This is a genomic window from Nocardioides sp. Root122 (assembly GCF_001425025.1).
GTDB lineage: Bacteria > Actinomycetota > Actinomycetes > Propionibacteriales > Nocardioidaceae > Nocardioides.
The window spans coordinates 36,010-58,055 of the sequence record NZ_LMDE01000006.1 but is presented as its reverse complement, the minus strand read 5'-3'; the positions used below and the strand labels follow the sequence as shown (position 1 = coordinate 58,055).

Annotated in this window: 21 protein-coding genes; 14 read left to right on the top strand and 7 right to left on the bottom strand. The window is 73.3% G+C overall.

The window, feature by feature from the left end; translation table 11 throughout:
• Positions 1-17 precede the first annotated feature (17 nt).
• The 9 genes from ASC64_RS07090 (at position 18) to ASC64_RS07050 (ending at position 10,094) form a co-directional block, all read left to right on the top strand.
• Positions 18-884, top strand: a complete 867-nt coding sequence (locus tag ASC64_RS07090; RefSeq protein ID WP_056906848.1) for an AAA family ATPase — start codon at positions 18-20, stop codon at positions 882-884.
• On the top strand, positions 881-2,020 hold the full coding sequence (locus ASC64_RS07085) for a vWA domain-containing protein (protein WP_056906847.1): 1,140 nt from the start codon (positions 881-883) through the stop codon (positions 2,018-2,020). The genes ASC64_RS07090 and ASC64_RS07085 overlap by 4 nt, the downstream gene beginning before the upstream one ends.
• Positions 2,013-3,146: an XdhC family protein gene (locus ASC64_RS07080; protein ID WP_056906846.1), complete on the top strand. Its 1,134-nt coding sequence runs from the start codon at positions 2,013-2,015 to the stop codon at positions 3,144-3,146. Before ASC64_RS07085 ends, ASC64_RS07080 begins: the two co-directional genes overlap by 8 nt.
• A 66-nt stretch (positions 3,147-3,212) precedes the next feature.
• Positions 3,213-4,127 (top strand): hypothetical protein, encoded by a 915-nt coding sequence (locus tag ASC64_RS07075; RefSeq protein ID WP_156385069.1) that lies wholly within the window; start codon positions 3,213-3,215, stop codon positions 4,125-4,127.
• A gap of 136 nt (positions 4,128-4,263) precedes the next feature.
• The gene (locus ASC64_RS07070; protein ID WP_056906844.1) at positions 4,264-5,487 is read left to right on the top strand and encodes a histidine kinase; all 1,224 of its coding nucleotides are present in this window, start codon (positions 4,264-4,266) and stop codon (positions 5,485-5,487) included.
• A 100-nt stretch (positions 5,488-5,587) separates the two neighbouring features.
• Positions 5,588-6,073: a (2Fe-2S)-binding protein gene (locus tag ASC64_RS07065; RefSeq protein ID WP_056906843.1), complete on the top strand. Its 486-nt coding sequence runs from the start codon at positions 5,588-5,590 to the stop codon at positions 6,071-6,073.
• Positions 6,070-8,541: a xanthine dehydrogenase family protein molybdopterin-binding subunit gene (locus ASC64_RS07060; protein WP_056906842.1), complete on the top strand. Its 2,472-nt coding sequence runs from the start codon at positions 6,070-6,072 to the stop codon at positions 8,539-8,541. The genes ASC64_RS07065 and ASC64_RS07060 overlap by 4 nt, the downstream gene beginning before the upstream one ends.
• Positions 8,538-9,383 (top strand): FAD binding domain-containing protein, encoded by an 846-nt coding sequence (locus tag ASC64_RS07055; protein ID WP_056906841.1) that lies wholly within the window; start codon positions 8,538-8,540, stop codon positions 9,381-9,383. The genes ASC64_RS07060 and ASC64_RS07055 overlap by 4 nt, the downstream gene beginning before the upstream one ends.
• The gene (locus tag ASC64_RS07050) at positions 9,384-10,094 is read left to right on the top strand and encodes an SRPBCC family protein (RefSeq protein ID WP_056906840.1); all 711 of its coding nucleotides are present in this window, start codon (positions 9,384-9,386) and stop codon (positions 10,092-10,094) included.
• Positions 10,095-10,103: 9 nt separating this feature from the next.
• On the opposite strand, the gene ASC64_RS07045 is transcribed toward ASC64_RS07050, so the two are convergent.
• Positions 10,104-10,712 carry an alpha-ketoglutarate-dependent dioxygenase AlkB gene (locus tag ASC64_RS07045; RefSeq protein ID WP_235563574.1) on the bottom strand — a complete coding sequence of 203 codons (609 nt, stop codon included), beginning with the start codon at positions 10,710-10,712 and terminating at the stop codon, positions 10,104-10,106.
• A gap of 119 nt (positions 10,713-10,831) precedes the next feature.
• Here ASC64_RS07045 and ASC64_RS07040 point away from each other — a divergent pair, with 119 nt between their 5' ends.
• Positions 10,832-11,554, top strand: a complete 723-nt coding sequence (locus ASC64_RS07040) for a GntR family transcriptional regulator (RefSeq protein WP_056906838.1) — start codon at positions 10,832-10,834, stop codon at positions 11,552-11,554.
• Between the two features lie 25 nt (positions 11,555-11,579).
• Here the strand turns inward: ASC64_RS07040 and ASC64_RS07035 are convergent, their stop codons facing one another.
• Genes ASC64_RS07035 through ASC64_RS07025 form a run of 3 tightly spaced genes read right to left on the bottom strand, consistent with a single transcriptional unit; the run spans position 11,580 to position 13,781 of the window.
• Positions 11,580-12,149, bottom strand: coding sequence for an HD domain-containing protein (locus tag ASC64_RS07035; protein WP_056906837.1), 570 nt, complete (start codon positions 12,147-12,149; stop codon positions 11,580-11,582).
• A complete protein-coding gene (locus tag ASC64_RS07030; RefSeq protein WP_056906836.1) occupies positions 12,146-13,033 on the bottom strand; it encodes an oxygenase MpaB family protein in 888 nt (295 codons plus the stop codon). The genes ASC64_RS07035 and ASC64_RS07030 overlap by 4 nt, the downstream gene beginning before the upstream one ends.
• A gap of 25 nt (positions 13,034-13,058) precedes the next feature.
• Positions 13,059-13,781, bottom strand: a complete 723-nt coding sequence (locus ASC64_RS07025; RefSeq protein ID WP_056906835.1) for an alpha/beta fold hydrolase — start codon at positions 13,779-13,781, stop codon at positions 13,059-13,061.
• A gap of 85 nt (positions 13,782-13,866) precedes the next feature.
• Between ASC64_RS07025 and ASC64_RS07020 the strand changes: the two genes are divergently transcribed.
• The gene (locus ASC64_RS07020) at positions 13,867-14,322 is read left to right on the top strand and encodes a MerR family transcriptional regulator (protein WP_056906834.1); all 456 of its coding nucleotides are present in this window, start codon (positions 13,867-13,869) and stop codon (positions 14,320-14,322) included.
• A 61-nt stretch (positions 14,323-14,383) separates the two neighbouring features.
• Complete coding sequence (locus ASC64_RS07015; RefSeq protein ID WP_056906833.1) at positions 14,384-15,424, top strand: NAD(P)-dependent alcohol dehydrogenase; 1,041 nt, start codon at positions 14,384-14,386, stop codon at positions 15,422-15,424.
• Between the two features lie 74 nt (positions 15,425-15,498).
• Here ASC64_RS07015 and ASC64_RS07010 read toward each other — a convergent pair whose 3' ends face one another.
• Genes ASC64_RS07010 through ASC64_RS07000 form a run of 3 tightly spaced genes read right to left on the bottom strand, consistent with a single transcriptional unit; the run spans position 15,499 to position 19,987 of the window.
• Positions 15,499-17,148 (bottom strand): DNA repair helicase XPB, encoded by a 1,650-nt coding sequence (locus tag ASC64_RS07010; RefSeq protein ID WP_056906832.1) that lies wholly within the window; start codon positions 17,146-17,148, stop codon positions 15,499-15,501.
• Positions 17,145-17,669, bottom strand: coding sequence for a CGNR zinc finger domain-containing protein (locus ASC64_RS07005; RefSeq protein ID WP_056906831.1), 525 nt, complete (start codon positions 17,667-17,669; stop codon positions 17,145-17,147). The genes ASC64_RS07010 and ASC64_RS07005 overlap by 4 nt, the downstream gene beginning before the upstream one ends.
• A 50-nt stretch (positions 17,670-17,719) precedes the next feature.
• Positions 17,720-19,987, bottom strand: coding sequence for a helicase C-terminal domain-containing protein (locus tag ASC64_RS07000; protein WP_056906830.1), 2,268 nt, complete (start codon positions 19,985-19,987; stop codon positions 17,720-17,722).
• Positions 19,988-20,059: 72 nt separating this feature from the next.
• Between ASC64_RS07000 and ASC64_RS06995 the strand changes: the two genes are divergently transcribed.
• Together ASC64_RS06995 and ASC64_RS06990 are read left to right on the top strand one after the other, a co-directional pair.
• Positions 20,060-20,875: a PP2C family protein-serine/threonine phosphatase gene (locus ASC64_RS06995; protein ID WP_056906829.1), complete on the top strand. Its 816-nt coding sequence runs from the start codon at positions 20,060-20,062 to the stop codon at positions 20,873-20,875.
• On the top strand, positions 20,872-22,038 hold the full coding sequence (locus ASC64_RS06990; RefSeq protein ID WP_056906828.1) for an FHA domain-containing protein: 1,167 nt from the start codon (positions 20,872-20,874) through the stop codon (positions 22,036-22,038). The genes ASC64_RS06995 and ASC64_RS06990 overlap by 4 nt, the downstream gene beginning before the upstream one ends.
• Positions 22,039-22,046 lie beyond the last annotated feature (8 nt).

Here is a 22,046-nt window from a genome sequence, read left to right as displayed (position 1 = left end):
GGTCGTAGCCTCTAGCCATGGACTCCGCCGCTGACGTGGCCGCCCGCCTGGGCGCGACCGGATACCTCGCCGACGACGAGCTCGCCACGGTCGTGTTCCTGGCCTCGCGGATGCAGCGACCGCTGCTGCTCGAGGGCGAGCCCGGCACCGGCAAGACCGCCCTCGCCGAAGCCCTTGCCCAGAGCCTCGACCTCCCGCTCGTGCGCCTGCAGTGCTACGAGGGCATCGACGCCAGCCAGGCTCTCTACGACTGGGACTTCCCGCGCCAGATCCTGCACCTCCGTGCCCTCGAGGCGGCCGGCCAGGTCGACTCCGACGAGGCCGAGAAGAGCCTCTACGACGAGCGCTTCCTGCTGTCGCGGCCCGTGCTGGCCGCGCTGCGGCAGGCGCCGGCGGTGCTGCTGGTCGACGAGGTGGACCGGGCCGACGACGAGTTCGAGGCGTTCCTGCTCGAGGTGCTCTCGACGTGGCAGGTGACGATCCCCGAGTTCGGCACCGTCACCGCACCCGAGCCGCCGCTGGTCGTGCTGACCTCCAACCGCACGCGCGAGCTCCACGACGCGCTGAAGCGCCGCTGCCTCTACCACTGGATCGACCACCCGGGCCTCGAGCGCGAGGTGGAGATCGTGCGCTCGCGGGCGCCCGAGGTCAGCGAGACGCTGGCTCGCCAGGTCGTCGAGCTCGTCCAGCAGCTGCGCAGCCGCGACGACCTGCTCAAGCCGCCCGGCGTTGCCGAGACCCTCGACTGGGCGCGCGCCCTCACCTACCTCGGCACCGCCGAGCTCGACCTCGCCTCGGCGTCGGCGACGCTGGGTGCGCTGCTGAAGTACCGCGAGGACGCGGACCGGGTGAAGGCCGCGCTGGACCGGATGTTGACGCGATGAGTCACCCCACGGAGTCCGTGACCGGCCACCAGGCCGACGAGGTGCTGCTGGGCTTCACCCGTGCGCTCCGGGCGTCCGGCGTGCCGGTGACCCAGGACCGGGCGCACGGCTTCCTGACCGCGGTGGCGGCCGTCGGCCTCGGCGACCGGCAGGCGACCTACTGGGCGGGCCGGGCGACCCTGTGCGGCTCGCCCGACGACCTCGCCCGCTACGACCAGGTCTTCGCCGCCTGGTTCGACGCCCGTGACGGCCTGCCGCGGGCCCGGCCGAGGGAGACCCCGCGCCCGGCCGCTGCGCACCTGCTGCCCGAGGCGGAGGGCAGCGGGGGCGGTGAGGAGGAGGACGAGGACGTGCTGCGTGCCGCGGCCTCCCCGGCCGAGGTGCTGCGCCACCGCGACGTGGCCACCCTCGACGCCGCCGAGAAGCGACGTCTCGACGCGATGTTCGCCCGGCTGTCGCTGCGGCCGCCGAGTCGTCGTACGGCACGACACCGGAGGTGGCACCGCGGGCAGCTCGACGCCTCCCGCACCCTGCGCGCCTCGCTGCGGCAGATGGGCGAGCCGGCGGAGATCGCGTGGCGCCGCCGCGGGGTCCGTCCGCGGCGGGTGGTGCTGCTGGTCGACGTCAGCGGGTCGATGAGCGCCTACGCCGACGCCCTCCTGCGGCTCGCCCACCGCCTGACCCAGTGCGGGCGTGCGGGCGGGGGCACCGTCGAGACGTTCACCGTCGGCACCCGGCTCACCCACGTGACGCGGGCGCTGCGCTCGCCCGACGCCGACCGCGCGATCGTGGCCGCCGGCGAGGTGGTGCCGGACTGGTCCGGCGGGACCCGGCTGGGGGAGACGCTGAAGGTCTTCCTCGACCGCTGGGGGCAGCGTGGGATGGCCCGCGGCGCGGTCGTGGTCGTCTTCAGCGACGGCTGGGAGCGCGGCGACGCCGAGCTGCTGGGCGCGCAGATGGCGCGGCTCAAGCGCGTCGCGCACCGCGTCGTCTGGGTCAACCCGCACCGCGGCAAGGCGGGCTACGAGCCGCTCCAGGGCGGGGTCGTCGCGGCGCTCCCGCACTGCGACCACTTCCTCGCCGGCCACTCCCTGGCGACCTTCGCCGACCTGACGGAGGTGATCGCGCGTGCGTGACGTGCTGCCCGAGCTGATGCAGTGGTGGGAGGCCGGCGAGACCGTCGGCGTGGGCACCGTGGTGGCCACGTTCCGCTCCGCGCCCCGGCCGCCCGGCGCCTCCATGCTCGTCGGTCCCGACGAGACGGCCGTCGGGTCCGTGTCGGGCGGGTGCGTCGAGGGCGCGGTCTACGACCTGGCGCAGACGGTGGTGTCGACGGGGGAGCCCGTGCTGGAGAGGTACGGCGTCTCGGACGACGACGCCTTCGCGGTCGGCCTGACCTGCGGCGGCATCCTCGACGTCTTCGTCGAGCAGGTCTCGCGGGAGACGTTCCCCCAGCTGGGCGACATCGCGGCCGACGTCGCGGCCGGACGACCGGTGGCGCTGGCGACCGTGATCGAGCATCCCGACCCGGCCTGGCTCGGACGCCGGATGGTCGTGCGCCCGGACGTGCGTGCCGAGGGCAGCCTCGGGTCGGAGCGCGCGGACGCGGCCGTCCACGACGACGCCCTCGGTCTGCTCGCCGCCGGCTCCAACGCCACGATGACCTACGGACCCGACGGCGAGCGGCGTGGCGAGGGCATGCGGGTCTTCGTGTGGGGCTTCGCGCCCAAGCCGCGGATGCTGGTCTTCGGGGCGATCGACTTCGCGGCCGCCGTCGCCAGGGTCGGCTCGTTCCTCGGCTACCACGTGACCGTGTGCGACGCCCGCCCCGTGTTCGCCACCACCTCGCGCTTCCCCGGTGCCGACGAAGTGGTCGTCGACTGGCCGCACCGCTACCTGAAGGCCGAGCTCGAGGCCGGTCGTATCGACCGACGGACCGTGCTCACGCTGCTGACCCACGACCCCAAGTTCGACGTCCCCCTCCTCGAGGTGGCGCTGCGCCTGCCCGACGACGTACGTCCTGCCTACATCGGCGCGATGGGGTCCCGTCGCACGCACGACGAGCGGACCGGCCGGCTGGTCGAGGCCGGGCTGTCCGCGGAGGAGATCGCACTGCTCTCCTCGCCGATCGGGCTCGACCTGGGGGCCCGGACCCCGGAGGAGACCGCGGTCTCCATCGCCGCCGAGATCGTGGCCCGGCAGTGGGGCGGGTCGGGGGAGCGGCTGGCGAGCACCGCGGGCCGGATCCACCACGACGACTGAGTCGCCGGGGCGACCCACCCCGCCCGCGAGTTGGCGGTCGGGCGGGGCTCACTTATGGTCTTCGGGATGTTTTTGCTCGCCGTGCGCCCCCGTGTCCTCGTCCGCCCGATCCTCTCCGCCGCCGCAGCGCTCCTGCTGCTGGCGAGCGTGCTGCTCGCCGGCTCGCCCGCGCAGGCGCGCCAGCCGGAGCGCAACGCTGCCGCCTCGTCGCACGCCGCAGCCTCGGGCAACCGCTTCGCCGTGGCGACGCTCAACCTGAAGAAGGGGATGCGCGTCGCGGGCATGCGCCACGACATCAGCCAGGTCATCGGCGGCGGCGCCTCGGTCGTCGGCTTCCAGGAGCGGCTCTTCAGCCGTCCCGCCCTGCGCGCGTCGCTGCCGAAGGCGTGGACCCTGCTGATGCCCAGCGGCCCGACCGGCACGGACGACAACCCCATCGCCTTCGACAAGCGCGTGTGGAAGCTCCAGAAGACCTGGTCGGTCCTGCTCACCGGCACGACCTGGCGGCGCTACTCCGGTCGGATCGCCCACGACCAGTACGGCGTGGTGGCCGTGCTCCGCAACCGCGCGAGCGGCCACACCATCCGTGCGGTCAGCTTCCACCTGCCCAACCACCTCCACAACCGCCGCACCGGCGGCCCCAACTACGCCAACCGTCGCGGCGTGGAGGCGATGTGGCGGATGGCCGGCGCGATCCGCTCGCTGAAGGACGACACGCGCAAGGCGCACCAGTTCGTCGCCATGTGCGACTGCAACGTCACCGAGAACCGCGACACGGGCGAGAACCTCGTCAAGGGGCGCATCACCAAGCCGCTGCGGCTCGAGACCAACTACTCCGCCGACGACCACCGTCGCGGGTCCGGGATCGACTACGTCATGGCCGAGCGCCACTCGGACTTCCGGATCCGCTCCTTCCGCCCCTACCGGCACATGGTCACCGACCACCCGGGCATCGTCGCGACCTTCGTGCGGCGGCGCTGACGCCCGACGGGCGGTGACCGGCGGCCGGGCCGGCCGGAGCAGCACCTCCCGACGGACCCAGTGGTCCCGTTCCCTGTTGTGGGCGTCACAGTCGGGCTAGGTTGGCGGCGACCTCAGGGGAACCCGTGGAGCCGCCATGACCAGCGAAGACCTGCACGCACGCCGTGTGAGCGCGGTGCGCGCGTGGACGAGGTTCGTCGCCCAGGGTGACGAGCAGTCCGAGGCGGTGCGGCCCGAGATCCTGAGCAGCTGGCAGCTCTCCGGGGTGGTCTCGCCGACGGTCACCCAGGCGCCGCTCGACGACGAGGGCGACACCGCCGAGTTCTGGAACGCCTCACCGCTCCAGACCGCGGTGATGCGCGTGCAGGACGAGCTGCGTCGCACGGCCGAGGACGGCGACCTGGTCATCGCGGTCACCGACGAGCAGACCCGGATCCTGTGGACCTACGGCGGACGGGTGATGCGGCGCAAGGCCGAGAGCGTCAACTTCGTCCCCGGCGGGCGCTGGGACGAGCGCAGCGTGGGCACCAACGCGCTGGCCATCGCCGGGCGGACGGCGGCGCCGGCGATGGTGTTCAGCGCCGAGCACTACGCCGAGGTCGTGCACAACTGGGTGTGCTGGGCGGCTCCCGTCTTCGACCCGGTGACCGGTCGCTCGCTGGGGGTCATCGACCTCTCGACCACCTGGGAGCGCACCCACCCGATCGGGCTGGCGACGGCGCGGGTGATGGCGCGGCTGATCGAGGGCGCGATGCCCACCGACCGGCGTGGCGTGCTCGGCGGCGACGAGGGCCCGGACGAGCCCGGTCTCACGCTGACCCTGCTCGGCACGGCCGAGGTCTGGCTCGACGGCCGGCGCCTGCTGCTCAACCGCCGCCAGACCGAGATCCTGGCCCTCCTGGCCCTGCACCCGGCCGGGCTGTCCGTCGAGCACCTCCACTCGCTGCTCTACGGAGACGCCGCGGTGACGACCTCGACGCTCAAGGCGGAGGTGTCGCACCTGCGGGCCGCGCTGGCCGGGCAGCTGTCCTCGCGCCCCTACCGGCTCACGATGCCGGTCGCCACCGACGTGGAGGAGGTGCAGCGGCTGCTGCGGCGCGGCGACGTGCGCGCCGCCGTGCGCGCCTACGGCGGCGACCTGCTGCCCGGCACGGAGTCGCCGGCGCTGGTCCAGATGGGCGACTACCTCGCGGTCAGCGTGCGCGAGGCGCTGCTCGCACACCCCGACCCCGACGCGGTCCTGCGCTACAGCGACCTCGCGCCGTACGACACCGCCGTGGTGGAGGCCTGCCTCGCCGCCCTGCCCGTGCACCACCCGGTGGCACCCCTGCTGAAGGGCCGGCTGGCCGCCGCCCGCTGACGGCCCGGTCTGGTCCTGCGAGGGCGACCAACCGGTCGCCAACCACCGCGACCTAGCGTCGGGGGCGGAGTGACCCACCTCACACGCCCGGAGGCACTGCATGACCAAGATCGAACTCACCGTCGACGGGGCTGCGGTCTCCGATGACGTCGAGCCGCGGATGCTGCTGGTGCAGTACCTCCGCGAGAAGCTCGGCAAGACCGGCACCGTGATCGGCTGCGACACCTCGAACTGCGGGGCGTGCACCGTCCACCTCGACGGGACGAGCGTGAAGTCCTGCAACGTCCTCGCCGTGCAGGCCAACGGCCGCACGGTGACCACGATCGAGGGGCTGGCCGACACCGCCGAGGGTGAGCTGCACCCGGTCCAGGAGGCCTTCCGGGAGTGCCACGGACTGCAGTGCGGCTTCTGCACGCCGGGGATGATCATGCAGGCCGTCGACCTGCTCGGCGAGAACCCGCACCCCACCGAGGAGGAGGTCCGGCTCGGCATGGAGGGCAACCTCTGCCGCTGCACGGGCTACCACAACATCGTCAAGAGCGTGCTCCACGCTGCCGAGCAGACGTCGACGGGGGCGACCGCATGACCGCCACCCAGGACCGTCCCGCTGCCGAGATCGGCAAGGACCGCCGCCGCAAGGAGGACCAGCGGCTGATCACCGGCCGGACCCGCTGGACCGACAACATCACCCTGCCGGGGATGCTGCACCTCGCGATGGTCCGCAGCCCCTTCGCGCACGCCACCATCACCTCGGTCGACACCGAGGCTGCCAAGGCCGCGAAGAACGTCGTCGCGGTCCTGAGCGGCAAGGACTTCGGCGAGGAGCTCGGGGTCTGCATCAACGCCTGGCCGATCACCCCGGACCAGAAGACCCCAAGCCACTCGCCCATGCCCGCCGACCGGGTCGCCTTCGCAGGCGAGATCGTCGCCGTCGTCGTCGCCCGCAGCGCCGCTGCGGCACGGGACGCGGCCGAGCTCGTCGACGTCGAGTACGACGAGCTGCCCGCCGTCATCGGGATCAAGAAGGCCCTCCAGGACGAGGTCCTCGCCCACCCCGACCTCGGCACCAACAAGTCCGCGCTCTGGGTCTTCGACTCCCAGGAGGCCGGCACCGGCGGCGAGGTCGAGGCGGCCATCGAGGAGGCGCGCAACGGCGGCATCGTCATCGAGCGGGAGTACCGGCAGCAGCGGCTGATCCCCGCCTTCATGGAGCCGCGCAGCGTCGTCGTGGACCCGACCGGTGAGCAGCTCACCATGTGGTCGGCGACCCAGATCCCGCACATCCTGAGGTTCGCCCTGGCGGCCACCACCGGCGTGCCCGAGAGCAAGATCAGGGTCATCGCCCCTGACGTCGGTGGCGGCTTCGGTGGCAAGCTCCAGGCGACGCCGGAGGAGTGGGTCGCCTGGGCGGTGGCCCGCAGGCTGATGAAGCCGGTCAAGTACACCGAGACCCGCAGCGAGAGCCTGATGGCGGCGCACCACGGCCGCGACCAGGTGCAGACGCTCACCCTCGCCGCCGACAAGGACGGCAAGGTCACCGCGCTCAAGGTGCACCTCGACGCCGACCTCGGCGCCTACGTCGCGATCGTCGGCGGCGGCGTACCGGTCCTCGGCGCCTTCATGTTCAACGCGATCTACAAGTTCCCGGCCTACCGCTTCGAGTGCCAGACCGTCCTCACCAACACCACCTTCACCGACGCCTACCGCGGCGCCGGCCGGCCGGAGGCGACGTACGCCATCGAGCGGCTGATGGACGAGCTCGCCGCCGAGGTGGGCGTCGACCCGCTCGAGATCCGCGAGCGCAACTGGATCACCCACGAGGAGTTCCCGTTCACCACGGTCGCGGGCCTGGAGTACGACACGGGCAACTACGAGGCGGCGACGGCGAAGGCCAAGGCGTCCTTCGGCTACGACGAGCTCCGCGCCGAGCAGAAGGAGCGGCGCGACCGCGGTGACCGCGTCCAGCTCGGCATCGGTGTCTCGACGTTCACCGAGATGTGCGGCCTGGCGCCCAGCCGGGTCCTCGGCAGCCTCGACTACGGCGCCGGTGGCTGGGAGAACGCGAGCGTGCGGATGACCCCGCTCGGCAAGGTCGAGGTCGTGACCGGTGCCAGCGCGCACGGACAGGGCCACGAGACCGCGTTCAGCCAGATCGTGGCGGACCGGCTCGGCGTCCCGTTCGAGGACGTCGAGGTGCTGCACGGTGACACGCAGGTGGCCCCGAAGGGTCTCGACACCTATGGCTCGCGCTCGCTGGTCGTCGGTGGTGAGGCGCTCGTGAAGGCTGTTGACAAGGTGATCGACAAGGCCAAGGTGCTCGCTGCGCACCTGCTCGAGGCCAACGCCGACGACCTGGACTACGCCGACGGCAGGTTCACCGTCCGCGGCACCGACCAGGGCAAGGCGATCCAGGAGCTGGCGACAGCGACGTTCGCGGGGCACGACTACCCCGAGGGCATGGAGCTGAGCCTCGACGCCGACGCGACCTACGACCCGGTGAACTTCAACTACCCCCACGGCACGCACCTGTGCGCGATGGAGGTCGACACCGAGACCGGCGCCGTGACGATGCGCAAGTACACCTGCTGCGACGACATCGGCACGATCATCAACCCGCTGATCGTCGCCGGGCAGGTGCACGGCGGCCTGGTGCAGGGCATCGCGCAGGCGCTGTGGGAGGAGGCGGTGCACGACGAGTCCGGCACGCTGGTGAGCGGCTCGTTCGTCGACTACCTGCTGCCGACGGCCGCCGACACGATCTCCTTCGACGTGGTCCACACCGACGAGCCGAGCATCTGCACCACCAACACGCTCGGCACCAAGGGCGTCGGCGAGGCCGGCACCATCGCGTCCACCCCGGCGGTCGTCAACGCCGTCGTCGACGCCGTACGGCACCTGGGCGTCAGCGACATCCAGATGCCGTGCACCCCGGAGCGGGTGTGGCGAGCGATCCACGCCCACGACGGGGACGCCCCGACCCCGGCGGACGCGATGCCGCACTTCGAGGAGGGCGCCCTCAACCAGGACCCGACCGCAGGAGGTGCAGACCAATGATCCCGGTGCAGTTCGACTACCTCGCCCCGACCTCGGTCGAGGAGGCGCTGGCCGCCCTCGGCGAGCACGGCGACGACGCGAAGATCATGGCCGGCGGGCAGAGCCTGCTGCCGGTGCTGCGGATGCGGCTCAACGCTCCGGAGGTGGTCATCGACCTCGGCGGCATCTCTTCGTTGCGGGGGATCCGTGACGACGGGGACGCGATCGTGATCGGCGCGATGACGACCCACCACGACGTGCGCGACGACGCGCTCGTCAAGGAGCACGCTCTGCTGGTCTCGAAGGCGGCCGCCGAGGTGGCCGACTCCCAGATCCGGCACCGCGGCACCTTCGGCGGCGCGCTGGCCCACGCCGACCCGGCGGGCGACCTCGGCGCGCCCGCGCTCGCCCTCGGGGCCCAGTTCGTGATCGCGGGTCCGGGCGGCACCCGGACGGTCGAGGCGGCCGACTTCTTCGTCGATCTCTTCGAGACCGCGATCGGCGACGACGAGATCCTCACCGAGGTGCGCATCCCCAAGCACACCGGTTGGGGTGCCCACTACGAGAAGTTCGTCCGGGTGGCGCACCAGTGGCCGATCGTCGCCGTGGCCGCCACCGTGAAGGGCTCCATCGACGAGGCCAGGATCGGGCTTACCAACATGGGCTCCACCCCGTTGCGCGCGAGCGCGGCGGAGCAGGCCCTCGCCGGCGCGAGCGCCACGGAGGACGGCGTACGCGCTGCGGCCGACCTGGCCGCCGACGGCACCAACCCGCCCTCGGACCTCAACGGTGCCGCCGACTACCGCCAGCACCTCGCCCGCGTCCTGACCGGGCGGGCCGTCCTCAAGGCGGCGGGGAACTAGATGGAGCTGAGCCACCACTTCACCGTCCCGATCGGGGTCGAGGAGACCTGGGCGCACTTCAACGACATCGCGTCGGTGGCCGAGTGCTTCCCCGGCGCCCAGGTCACCGAGGCCGACGCCGACTCCTTCTCGGGGTCGGTGAAGGTGAAGCTCGGTCCGATCGCCCTGCAGTACAACGGCAGCGGCACCTTCGTGGAGAAGGACGAGGAGGCGCATCGCTTCGTCGTCGACGCCAAGGGCAAGGACAAGCGCGGCAACGGCACGGCGGGCGCCACGGTGACGGTCTCCATGACCGAGGCCGGCGGCTCGACGGACGTCGCGGTCGAGACCGACCTGGCCATCACCGGCAAGCCCGCGCAGTTCGGGCGCGGCGTGATGCAGGACGTCTCCGACAAGCTGCTCGGCCAGTTCGTGACCTGCCTGGAGCAACGGCTCGCCGCACCCGAGGAGCCGTTGGGCGGTGAGTCGGCAGCTGCGTCCCCCGCGCCCCTGGCCGCCGGCCCACCGCCGGCGGGGCCGTCCGGTGCCGCGGCACCGCCGCCCCCCGCGTCACCTCCACCGCCGCCGCCCCCACCGCCGCCCGCGCCACCGGTGGAGGCGCTCGACCTGGGCAGCGCCGTGCTCCCCGTGCTCCTGCGGACCTACTGGAAGCAGGCGCTCGGCGCCGTCGTCGTGCTCGTGCTCCTGCGCCGGCTGCTCCGGCGGGGGTGAGGGGGCCGCTCAGAACACGTTGGCCGGCCGGAACTGCACCGAGAGGCGGGGGCCGGAGTGCGCCACCTTGGGCACCGCGTGCTCCCAGGTGCGCTGGCAGGACCCGCCCATCACCACGAGGTCGCCGTGGCCCATCGTCAGCGCGATGGACGAGCCGCCGCCCCGCGGGCGGAGCAGGAGCCGCCGCGGGTCGCCGACGCTGACGATGGCGACCATGGTGTCCTGCGACCGGCCGCGCCCGATGGTGTCGCCGTGCCAGGCCACGGAGTCGTGGCCGTCGCGGTAGCAGCAGCCGGCGCTCACGAAGGGCTCGCCCAGCTCGGGGAGGTAGTGGGTGCTGAGGTCGTCGCGGGCGCGGGCGAGCGCCGGGTGCGGCAGCGGGTCGGCCGCGAGGTAGGTGTGGACCAGGCGCGGCACGTCGACCACGGCGTCGTACATCTCGCGACGCTCGGAGCGCCACGGGACCCGCTCGACGAGCGCCGAGAACACCTCGTCGGGGTCGCTCAGCCAGTTGCGCTGGACGTCGACCCACGCACCGAGGGTGAGCTCACGGCGCTGCGGCGCGAGCGCCGGGGCGGCCACGTCGGCGTCGGCGAAGAGGGACGTCTGGAAGTCCACGTGGCCTATGGTACAGCAGAGATCGAACAGGCGTTCGATCATTAAGAATTCGTCAAGGGATGACCACAGGCTCCGTCAATTCGGTGACGCCGGTCCAGCCCAGTCCTAGCCTGTCTGACATGGAACCTGTGGACCTCGTCGTCCCGCGTCAGCGGGCGCTGAAGCACGTCCAGGTCCGCGAACACGTCCGCGGTCTCATCGAAGCCCAGCCGCCCGGCTCCGCCGCCCCCTCCGAGCGGGAGCTCGTCGCGCGTTTCGGCGTCGCCCGCATGACCGTGCGCCAGGCCCTCGACGCGCTGGTCGCCGAGGGTCTGCTGGAGCGCATCCCCGGCCGCGGCACCTTCGTCGCCCAGCCCCCCAAGACGGCCGGGCGCCTCACGTCCTTCACCGAGGAGATCCGCCGCCGAGGCATGCTGCCCGAGTCGCAGACGCTGCTGGCCCGGGTCGAGCAGGCCGGTCCCGGCGTGGCCCGCGCCCTCGACATCTCGCCCGGCGACCCGGTCCTGCACTGGCGCCGGCTGCGTCGCGCCGACCAGGAGATCGTGTGCGTCGAGGACGCCTACCTCAACGAGGTGCTCCTCCCCGGCTTCCTCCAGCACGGCACCCCGACCAGCCTCTACGACGCGCTCGGCGCACGGGGCCTGCGGCCCACCGCCGTCGAGGACTCGATCTCCGCCGACCGCGCCAGCGCGGAGGAGGCCGTCGTCCTCGAGGTCGCCGAGGGCGACCCGGTCCTGCGGCACTCGCGCCGGGCGGTCTCCGACGGCCGCATCGTCGAGGTCTCGCGCACCTGCTACCGCCACGACCGCTTCACGGTCTACCTCCAGCTCGCCGACCGCTGATCGCGACGCCGGCTCCTCGCGCGGCTCAGCCCGCTGCCAGGCCCGCGATCTCGCGGTCGAGGTTGGCGCGCGCCCGCGCCTCCCACAGCTCACGGGCGCGGGCCGAGTGGAACAGCGACGGCTTGGCCGCGAGGTCCTGCAGCACGGCGAGGCGGCCGGCCCGGAAGTCCGCGTCCGCGACGTGGGCGAAGTCGGCCCGCACCCCGGCCACGTAGTCGGCGTAGCGCTCGGGCCCGGCCGCCAGGATGCCGAGGTCGGCGTCGCTCAGCGCGCACCCGGCGGCGTCGTCGTCCGACGGTCGGTGGTGGGCGGTCATCCGCACGAGCCGAGCCACCTCGCCGGCGTACGCCTCGGGGAGCGCGCGCTCGGCCCACTGCGCCGACCGCTCCTCGTCGTCGTCCGCACCGTCGTAGACGGCGTCGTGGAACCACGCGGCCAGCACGACCTCCGTCGCACCGGCGGCCAGCTCGTCGAGCCGGTCCAGCACCTCGCGCAGGTGCAGCAGGTCGTGGTAGCCGGCGCGGTCCCACGCGGAGAGCAGCTCGTCGCGGAGGTCGCGGTGGTCGGGCAGCGGCCACCGGTCCTCGAGGCTCATGCCTGCGCCGCCTCCTGGAGCGCGCGGGCGTGCGCGTGGCCCGGCGCCATCGCCCAGCGGATGGCTCCGGTCGAGACCTTGCCGAGCGCTCGGCCGACCGTCCGGTCGAGGGTGACGTCGAGGACCGGCGGGTGCGGCAGCCCCAGCTCCCGGCGTGCCGAGGCGGGCGTGAGCGACACCGCGGCACCGACGAGGGAGAGGTACGCCGGACGCGCCGCGAGCGGCAGGTCGGGGTGCCAGACCAGGAAGCGGATCGCGTCGCGGGCGGCGGGGGTCCCGGCCAGCTCGGGCTGGTAGGAGGCGAGCGTCCCGCGCAGCCCGGCCTCGGTCGTGGGCGGGTCCTGCACGCCCAGCAGCGCGGCGACGTGGGCGGTCTGGGCGACGTACTCGTCGCGCTCCGCGCCCACCAGCGGCTCGTGGCCGAACCTGTCGTGCGCGACCAGGAAGCTGTCGATCTCGGCAGCGTGCACCCAGCCGAGCAGGTGCGGGTCGGAGGCGGCGTAGGGCGTGCCGTCGGGCATCGTGCCGGTGACCGACTCGTGGGCGCGCTGGACCGCACGGATCACCGCCAGGGCGTCCTTCTCCGCGCCGAACGTCGTCATCGCGATGTAGGTCGACACCTGGGCGAGCCGGCCCCACATGTCGCCTCGGTAGCCCGAGTGGTCGGCCACGCCCTGCATGGCCGCGGGGTGGAGCGACTGCAGCATGATCGCGCGGATCCCGCCGACGAACATCGACGCGTCGCCGTGGACGCGGGTGATCGGTGAGCCGGCGTCGAACCACCGCGGTCCCGGGGAGCCGTGCACGCGCTCGCGCTGCCGGGGGCCGTCCGGCCCGGCGACCTTCTGGAACAGCTCGGCACCGAGGCGCTCGCGGAGACTCACCCTCCCGAGAGTAGCGGCGGGATCCTCACGCTCCAGCGGATCGCGCAGTCCCCCAGAGGCCCTCGAGCAGCGGCAGGACCCGTGGGTCGCGATGGACGCCGTGGCCGGCGCCCGACAGCTCGACCGCCGTCGCGCCCAGGGCGACCAGGGCCTCGGCCGTCTCGTCGTAGAGCGCGCTCCAGCCCCCGGTGACGACCATGGTCGGCACGGGGAGCCCGTCGCCGGCAACGATGCCGGTGTCCCACGGTGGTCGTAGCCGTCGCAGTCGTGCCGCCTCGCGCTCGAGCACGTCGTCGGGCAGGTCGAGCGGTTCGGACCCCATCGCAGCGGCGAAGAGCTCGCTGAACTGGCGCGCCGACACCGCCGGGTCGTCGGCCACGTCGTAGACCGGCGTCATCGCGACGACGTGCTCCTCCACGGCCGGCCTGCCGCGCGCGAGGTCGAAGCAGGCCGGCTCGCACAGCGCTAGCGAGGTCACCAGGTCCGGACGCCGCTGCGCCGCGATGACGCCCGCGCAGGCGCCGTACGACGACGCGACCACGTGGCCGCGGCCCCGCTGCTCCAGCGCGTCGACGATCCTCGCGGCGTCCCGCTCGGGGTCGTCGCCCTCGGGCGCGCGGTCGAGGAAGTGCCACTGCGGGGACGGGTCACCGCCGTGGAGCGGCCAGCCCTCGGCCCCGGCCCGCCCGGCGCCGTGCAGGAAGACGACCGGCGCCGGGCCGTCAGGGGCTGCCTCCGTGGTGGTCACGGGTGGCAGCGTAGTGACGTCGCGGTGTGACGCAGCGGACCTTTGACTTCGAGTGCTCGAAGTTCCTACCGTCGATGGTGTGACCATGACCGCCGTGCCCCGCAGCTACTCCATCAAGGAGGCGGCTGCCCTGACAGGCCTGCCCGCCAGCACGTTGCGGTACTACGAGCAGGTCGGGGTCATCGCCCCGATCAGCCGCGGTGCGACCAGTGGGCATCGGGTCTACGACGAGGCCGACCTCGACCAGCTCATGTCGATCGCCTGCCTCTCCGCGACCGGGATGTCGGTCACCGACATGCGCCAGTACATGGCCAACGCGCGGCGGGGCGCCGACGCCGCGGTCGAGCAGCAGCGTCTCCTCGAGGAGCAGCGGCGTCGGCTCGCGACCGAGGCGGAGGCGATCGCCCTCCGCGGGCGCTACGTCGGGCTCAAGGTCACCTACTGGCAGGCCGTCGCTGCCGGCGACCCGGCGCGTGCTCAGGAGGTCGCGGCGCAGGCATCGGCGTTGGCCGACGAGCTGCGCCAGGTCGGCAAGGACTAGTCACCGCCGGGACCAGAGTCCCGACGCACCACCACACCCCCCGAGAACGAAGGACTTCAGCATGCGCGTGAACGCCTATGCAGCACCGGCGGCCGGCGAGCCGCTGGCACCCACCACCATCGAGCGCCGCGAGGTCGGCGCCACCGACGTGCTCATCGCCATCGAGTGGGCCGGCATCTGCCACTCCGACATCCACACCGTGAACGGCGACTGGGGCCCCCAGCCCTACCCGGTCGTGCCCGGCCACGAGATCGTCGGCACCGTCGCCGAGGTCGGTCCCGACGTGACCACCCACCGGGTCGGCGACCGCGTCGGCGTCGGCTGCATGGTCAATTCCTGCGGCACGTGCGACAACTGCCGCAACGGCGACGAGCAGTACTGCCGCCACGGCATGGTCGGGACGTACGCCGCCACCGACCGTGACGGCACCACCACCCAGGGCGGCTACTCGACCCACGTCGTCGTCGACGCCGGCTTCGTGCTGTCCGTCCCCGACGGCATCGACCCGGCCGCGGCCGCGCCGCTGCTGTGCGCCGGCATCACGACGTACTCGCCGCTGCGCCGCTGGAACGCCGGCCCCGGCAAGAAGGTCGCTGTCGTCGGCCTCGGCGGGCTCGGCCACATGGCCGTCAAGATCGCCCACGCGATGGGCGCCGAGGTCACCGTCTTGTCGCAGTCGCTGAAGAAGCAGGAGGACGGCCTGCGGCTCGGGGCGGACCACTACTTCGCCACCTCCGACCCGGGCACGTTCGACGCCCTCGCCGGCTCGTTCGACCTCATCGTCAACACCGTGAGCGCCTCGATCGACGTCAACGCCTACCTCGGCCTGCTGGCCGTCGACGGCACGCTCGTCAACGTGGGTGCGCCGCCGGAGCCGCTCCCGGTGAACGCGATGGCCCTCATCGGCGGCCGGCGCTCGTTCGCCGGGTCGATGATCGGCGGCATCGCCGAGACCCAGGAGATGCTCGACTTCTGCGCCGAGCACGGCATCGCGGCCGAGGTCGAGGTCATCCCTGCCGACCGGGTCAACGAGGCGTACGAGCGGGTGCTCGCCTCCGACGTGCGCTACCGCTTCGTGATCGACGCCAGCACGCTCGCCTGATCGAGGCGGCCACGACAGTGGAGCCCGGGGCCGCACCTGGCGGCTCCGGGCTCCACGGTTCACTGGAGGTCGCGTCAGCTCGACTCGGCGGACAGGTCCCCGGCGTCGATGATCCGGTAGGCGTAGCCCTGCTCGGCCAGGAACCGCTGGCGGTTCTGGGCGAAGTCGGCGTCGACGGTGTCGCGCGAGACGATCGTGTAGAAGTGCGCGCTGCGGCCCTCCGTCTTGGGCCGCAGCAGCCGCCCGAGGCGCTGGGCCTCCTCCTGGCGCGAGCCGAACGACCCGCTGACCTGGATCGCGACCTCGGCCGAGGGCAGGTCGATGGAGAAGTTCGCGACCTTGCTGACCACGAGCAGCCCGATCTCGCCGGACCGGAACGCGTTGAAGAGCCGCTGCCGCTCCTTGACGGGCGTCTCGCCCTTGATGACCGGCGCGTCGAGCAGCTCGGCGATCTCGTCGAGCTGGTCGATGTACTGCCCGATCACCAGCGTCGGCTGGCCCGCGTGCTGCTTGACCAGGTCGCGTACGACGTCGATCTTGGCGTGCGTGCACGACGCGAGGCGGTAGCGGGTGTCGGGGTCGCTCGTGGCGTAGGCCAGTCGCTCGCCGTCGGGCAGGGTCACCCGCACCTCGACGCAGTCAGCGGGCGCGATGTAGCCCTGCGCCTCGATGTCCTTCCACGGCGCGTCGTAGCGCTTGGGCCCGATCAGCGAGAACACCTCGCCCTCGCGGCCGTCCTCGCGCACGAGGGTTGCGGTCAGGCCGAGGCGGCGGCGGGCCTGGAGGTCGGCGGTCATCCGGAAGATCGGCGCGGGCAGCAGGTGCACCTCGTCGTAGACGATGAGGCCCCAGTCGCGGGCGTCGAGCAGGTCGAGGTGGGGGTAGACGCCCTTCCGCTTGGTCGTCAGCACCTGGTAGGTCGCGATGGTGACGGGCCGGATCTCCTTCACGGCACCGGAGTACTCGCCGATCTCGTCGGGCGTCAGCGACGTGCGCTTGACCAGCTCGTCCTTCCACTGCCGCGCGCTGACGGTGTTGGTGACGAGGATCAGCGTCGTGGCCTGCGCGTGGGCCATCGAGGCCGCGCCGACGATCGTCTTGCCCGCACCGCAGGGGAGCACGACGACGCCGGAGCCGCCGTCCCAGAAGGACTCCGCGGCCTCGCGCTGGTAGGGCCGGAGCGTCCAGCCCTCCTCGGCCAGGTCGATCGCGTGCGCCTCGCCGTCGACGTAGCCGGCGAAGTCCTCGGCGGGCCAGCCGAGCTTGAGGAGGGCCTGCTTGAGGTTGCCGCGCTCGCTCGGGTGGACGGCCACGGAGTCGTCGTCGAGGCGGGCCCCGACCATGCCGGCGATCTTCTTCGCCCGCAGCACCTCCTCGAGGACCGGGCGGTCGGTGGAGGAGAGCACCAGCCCGTGCACCGGGTGCTTCTCGAGGCGGAGCCGGCCGTAGCGACCCATTGTCTCGGCGACGTCGACCAGCAGCGCGTGGGGGACGGCGTAGCGGCTCCAGGTCAGCAGCGCGTCGACGACCTGCTCGGCGTCGTGACCCGCGGCCCGCGCGTTCCAGAGGCCGAGCGGGGTGAGCCGGTAGGTGTGGATGTGCTCGGGCGAGCGCTCGAGCTCGGCGAACGGTGCGATGGCCTTGCGGGCCTCGGCCGCCGAGGGGTGGTCGACCTCCAGCAGGAGGGTCTTGTCGGACTGGACGATGAGGGGGCCGTCGTTCACTGCGCCGCCGCCTTCTGCCGCGCCCGGAAAGCGGCCACGTTGGCCCGTGACGAGCACCGGTCCGAGCAGTAGCGGCGCGACTGGTTGGGGGAGGTGTCCACGAAGACGTTGTCGCAGCGGGGCTCGGAGCAGATCCCGAGCCGGGTGGCACCGAGGTCGCACACGAGGTTGGCCAGCCCCATCAGCGCCTCGGCGACGAGCAGCTCGGCGACGGACGAGGCGCGGTTGGTCACGTGCATGTGGAGGTGGTCGGGGTCGTGGTCGGAGATCATCGGCGTGACCGGGTGTCGGGCGAGCAGGTCGTTGAGCGAGCTCACCACGCGGCGTACGTCGTCGACGTCGGAGGCCTCGAAGACCGGCCGGAGCTCGGCCTGGAAGGCCTGCAGCGACGGCACGTCGTCGTCGACGACCGAGCGGTGCAGCCACGAGCGGTCCGCCAGGTGCTCGCGCAGGGCCTCCGCGTCGGGCAGCTCGGCGTTCACGAGCGCGGCGGAGCGCTCGGCGTAGCGGATGAAGTCCACAGACCCATTCTACGGAGATGCCCCTTACCGGGCCGATTCGTCCGCCGCGGTCACGCCTGTCGCACGCCGGTGATGCGGTGCACCGCGAACTCGCGCACGGCGTCGGCGCGGTGGTCGTACGCCGAGAGCCGGCCGCCGTCGAGCCGGCGCGGATCGACGACGCGCTCGCCGGTCGCGCCGTGGTTGTCGACGTAGCCGATCACCACCGTGCTCCCGCCCTCGATGGCGTCGCGGAGGGCGGCCAGGGCGCCCGACGGGGAAATGGTCGCGACGGTGGGGGGACGGGAGGCCTCGGCGCGGTCGCCGGCCCGGATCGCGGTGGCCACAGCCTGCACCTGCGCCGCCTGGCGTGCCTCCACGGCGCCGGCCGGGCGGCGGCCGCGGCGGCTGCGCGCCCGCTGGAGGTCGGGGCGACTGACCCGCACGGTGCCGTCGGCGGCCTCGACGACGGGCGCTGCGCCGAGCTCGCGCAGCCGCGGCAGCAGCACGTCGAGCGGCGAGGTGGCGATGGCGACCGTGGGGGCGAGGAGGCGCAGGCCGAGCGTGCGGGCGCGCGGGTCGTGGACGAGTGCGGCCAGGGCCGCCTCGTCGTCGGCGCGCAGGAACGCCTCGGCGTGCCCGACCCGCACCGAGCCGAAGGTGCGCGCGACGTCGTCGACGAGGAACTCCAGCGGCTGGGGGACCGGTGTCTGCGAGACGGAGGTGAGGAAGTCGCGGACCTCGAGGGCGGACCAGCCGGCGTCGAACCCGCGGCGCAGGGAGCCGGAGGTGAACCGGTAGACGGTGGCGCCGCCGCGTGACTCCACGTCGGCGAGCAGGTGCAGCCGGCGTGCGACCTCGGTCTCCAGCGGGCCTGGTGCGACGGCCGTCAGGTCGGCCTGGAGCAGCACCTTCTCCACCGGGCGCGGGAGGTGGGGGTCGATCGCCTCGGCGGCTCCGGGCAGGTCGCCGGCCGCGACCAGTCGCCCGCTCGGGGGGAGCGCCCCGGCCCCGCTCACGCCGAGCACCGCGGCCTCGGAGAGGGCGGCGGCCACCAGGTCGGAGAAGATCGTCGGCCGGCGGGGGCGCAGCCAGCCGACGCGCTGCACCAGCGACGGGATCCCGGTGCCGGCGGCCAGCACCTCGCCGTCGGGCACCTCGGCGAGCACCTGCAGGGCGAGTCGCCGGGCCTCCTCGGTGAGCCCGCTCGACAGCTCGGGGGCCAGCGCGTTCCACGTCTTCCCGGCAGCGTCGCGCCGCCCGACCAGCGACGGCACCCGGCTGCTCGCCAGCCAGCCGCCCACCAGGCGCGCCCAGCGTTCGGAGATCGGCCGGCCGGACCAGACGTCGAACTCGTCCGTCGGGAGCCAGGCAGGCGAGCCGTCGGGCTCGGTGCCCTCCGCGACCAGCCCGGTCGCCTGCGCCACCTCCACGAGCAGTGCGGCGCCCGGCTCGTCGACGTGCAGCTCGCGGGCCACCGCCTTGAGGTCGCGCACGGCCAGGCCACCGCTGCGCAGCACACTGGGCGGCTCGACGCCCCAGTGGTCCAGCAGCAGCTCCACGCGGCGTACGACGTCGAACGCGGCGCCTGCCGCCGTGCGGGCCACGAGTGCGGCGTCGCGCGGTGACGTGGCCAGGGGCGGCACGTCGTCGACCGGCTCGGTGGTCGTGCGGCCGCCGCGCAGGGCGAGCCCGACCTCGCCCGGCAGGACGACGGTGTCGCCCTCGCGGGGCACGAGCAGCCGCCGGCTGAGCAGCTCCTCGGCCGGCGAGGCGGCCTCGGCGGGCGACACCGTGCGGCGTGCGGCGCCGGTCGTGCCCTCGCCGCCGTGGGCGGCGACGTGGTCGAGGAGGGCGGCCGCGGCCGGGCTCAGCTCGGCGATCCGGGCCGCGATCTCGGCCGGCGCGGCCGGGTCCGGGCTGCTGGGCCGCAGCCCACTGGTCACCCCCGGCATCCCGCGCATCGCGTCGGCCACCCCGCTGAGCGCCCGGATGCCGCCCGGCGCCTCCCAGGCCAGGGCGAGGTCGAGCAGGCGCTGCAGCGCCCGGGCCGCGTGGTCCGGGTCCGCGCGGACGATCGAGATCACCTCCTCGGAGGTGGTTTGACCTGCAACCAGCAGGGCATCAAGGACGGAAAGCTCCAGGCGGTCCAGCCCGTCGAGGGCGCGGTGGAGAGACGAGCGCGTGGCGGCCCGCGAGGCCAGCTGCGACGAATCCTGAGGGGCGGGCGTGGCGAGATCGGGACGGGCCCTGAGCAGCGCGACGAGGCGCTCGTCGGGCCAGGCCCGGAGCTGCTCGGCGAGGGTGCGCGCGGGTGTCGCCCGCCCTGAACTGGACATCCCTCTTACGCTACTCGCCGGACCGGCACCGCCGCCGGGCCTCCGGACAGTGGGCATCGAAGAGGGCACGGGATGAAGAACGTTGATCTGCACCACGGCGCCGCCAGCGACGTCGGGCTGGTGCGCAAGGTCAACGAGGACTCCTTCCTCGTCGCGCCGCCCGTCTTCGTCGTCGCCGACGGCATGGGCGGCCACTCCGGCGGCGACGTCGCCAGCCAGATGGTGGTCGAGGAGTTCCAGCGCCTCGCCGAGGCCTACGACCCCTCCCGCGGTGCCGAGCAGGTCGCCGACGCGTTCGGCCGCGCGCAGGCGCGGATCATCGACTACGGCAACGCCCACCGCGCGATCACGCCGGGCTGGCACGCCGGCACCACCGCTGTCGTCGCGGTGCTCGTCGAGGACGACGGGGTGGCCAAGTGGCTGCTGGCCAACCTCGGCGACTCCCGCATCTACCGCATCACCGAGGGCCGCCTCGAGCAGGTCAGCGTCGACCACTCCGTCGTCCAGGAGCTCATCGACGCCGGCGCGATCACGGCCGAGGAGGCTGCGGTCCACCCCGAGCGCCACGTGATCACCCGCGCGCTCGGGAGCCCCGAGGGAATCCACCCCGACTTCTTCCTGCTGCCCCTCGGCTCGGTCGAGCGCCTGCTGCTGTGCAGCGACGGCGTCACCGGGATGATCGAGGACACCGAGATCGAGGAGATCCTCGAGTCGGTCGCCGACCCCCGCGACGCGGCCGACCGCCTCGTGCGCGCCGCAGTGGCGGCCGGCGGCCGTGACAACGCCACGGCCGTCGTCGTCGATGTGGTGGGATTGGTGAAGGACGCCAGTTATGACTCCCAGCGGCAGCTGGAGAGTCTCGAATCCAAGCTTGGGGGACGACAGTGAGCTCAGAGGACCGGCTCGAGGCCAGGTTCGCGACGGGCGACTGGTACGCCGTCGTCGGCGACCACGTCACCGTGCTCCTCCCCGCGAGCCAGCGGGACCGGGTCGCGGGCCTGTGGGACCTGGCCGACTCCGGCGGGACCGCCGACGCGGTGCTCGACGCCCTCCTCGCGGGTGGTCTGTCCTCCCTCGACCACTTCGCCCTCGTCGCCCGCGGTGACGACTCGACCCGGTTGATCGTGCGCGGCCTCCCCACCGCCACCGTCTCCGCGCCCTCGGGCGAGGAGGTCGTCACCGCCGCGGTCGGCACCGCCTGGGCCGAGCGGGTGATCCCCGGGGTCACCTCGATCCGCGTGACGCTCGCCGGCGACGGCGACGTCGAGCACGCCCTCACGCCCGGCCTCGCCCGGGTGTCCACCGTCGAGTTCGGTGCCGCATCCACCGCGGCGTCCGCGCCCTCGACCGCGTCCGGGACGTCGGAGCCCGTCATGGCGGTCGAGCCGGAGCCCGAGCCCGAACCCGAACCCGAGGCCCCGGCCGACCTCCGGTCCCAGCCGGTCATGGCCGCCGAGTCCGAGGCGCTGCCCGAGTCGCCGGCCCCGCCGGCTGCGCCTGAGCCGGCTCCCGTGCCGGCCCCACAGCCGCTGAGCTTCGGCGACCCCGGCGACGACCCCACCCTGACCGGCGAGACGCCGGTGGTGGAGGACGACGAGTGGGCCGACCGTGACGGCCAGACCGTGGCCGGCCACCACGCGCCCGACTTCGACCGCCCGCCCATCCCCGGGCAGGAGATCGCCCCCGAGGTGGTGTCGCAGCCGGTGGCGTCGCTGGTGTTCTCCACGGGCGACGTGGTCACCGTCGACCGCACCGTGCTGGTCGGCCGTGCGCCCGAGGCCCGCCGCTTCGCCTCGCACGACCAGCCGCACGTCGTCACGGTCCCCAGCCCGCACCAGGAGATCTCCTCCACCCACCTCGAGATCCGTCCCGGCGCCGGCGCCGACCACGGCTCCGCCATCGCGACCGACCTCGGCTCGACCAACGGCACGGTCCTCGCGCTGCCCGGCCTCGACCCCGAGGACCTGAAGCCCGGCATCGCGGTGAGCCTGGTCCCCGGTGCCGTCCTCGACCTCGGCGACGGCGTCACCATCCAGGTCACCAACCCCTGAACCTGACA

What these genes read in the sequence shown, in the direction of transcription:
- ASC64_RS07090 (WP_056906848.1), top strand. Translation starts at nt 18, where the DNA reads ATGGACTCCGCCGCTGACGTGGCCGCCCGCCTGGGCGCGACCGGATAC.
- ASC64_RS07085 (WP_056906847.1), top strand. Translation starts at nt 881, where the DNA reads ATGAGTCACCCCACGGAGTCCGTGACCGGCCACCAGGCCGACGAGGTG.
- ASC64_RS07075 (WP_156385069.1), top strand. Translation starts at nt 3,213, where the DNA reads ATGTTTTTGCTCGCCGTGCGCCCCCGTGTCCTCGTCCGCCCGATCCTC.
- ASC64_RS07070 (WP_056906844.1), top strand. Translation starts at nt 4,264, where the DNA reads ATGACCAGCGAAGACCTGCACGCACGCCGTGTGAGCGCGGTGCGCGCG.
- ASC64_RS07065 (WP_056906843.1), top strand. Translation starts at nt 5,588, where the DNA reads ATGACCAAGATCGAACTCACCGTCGACGGGGCTGCGGTCTCCGATGAC.
- ASC64_RS07060 (WP_056906842.1), top strand. Translation starts at nt 6,070, where the DNA reads ATGACCGCCACCCAGGACCGTCCCGCTGCCGAGATCGGCAAGGACCGC.
- ASC64_RS07055 (WP_056906841.1), top strand. Translation starts at nt 8,538, where the DNA reads ATGATCCCGGTGCAGTTCGACTACCTCGCCCCGACCTCGGTCGAGGAG.
- ASC64_RS07050 (WP_056906840.1), top strand. Translation starts at nt 9,384, where the DNA reads ATGGAGCTGAGCCACCACTTCACCGTCCCGATCGGGGTCGAGGAGACC.
- ASC64_RS07040 (WP_056906838.1), top strand. Translation starts at nt 10,832, where the DNA reads ATGGAACCTGTGGACCTCGTCGTCCCGCGTCAGCGGGCGCTGAAGCAC.
- ASC64_RS07035 (WP_056906837.1), bottom strand. Translation starts at nt 12,149, where the DNA reads ATGAGCCTCGAGGACCGGTGGCCGCTGCCCGACCACCGCGACCTCCGC.
- ASC64_RS07020 (WP_056906834.1), top strand. Translation starts at nt 13,867, where the DNA reads ATGACCGCCGTGCCCCGCAGCTACTCCATCAAGGAGGCGGCTGCCCTG.
- ASC64_RS07015 (WP_056906833.1), top strand. Translation starts at nt 14,384, where the DNA reads ATGCGCGTGAACGCCTATGCAGCACCGGCGGCCGGCGAGCCGCTGGCA.
- ASC64_RS07000 (WP_056906830.1), bottom strand. Translation starts at nt 19,987, where the DNA reads ATGTCCAGTTCAGGGCGGGCGACACCCGCGCGCACCCTCGCCGAGCAG.
- ASC64_RS06995 (WP_056906829.1), top strand. Translation starts at nt 20,060, where the DNA reads ATGAAGAACGTTGATCTGCACCACGGCGCCGCCAGCGACGTCGGGCTG.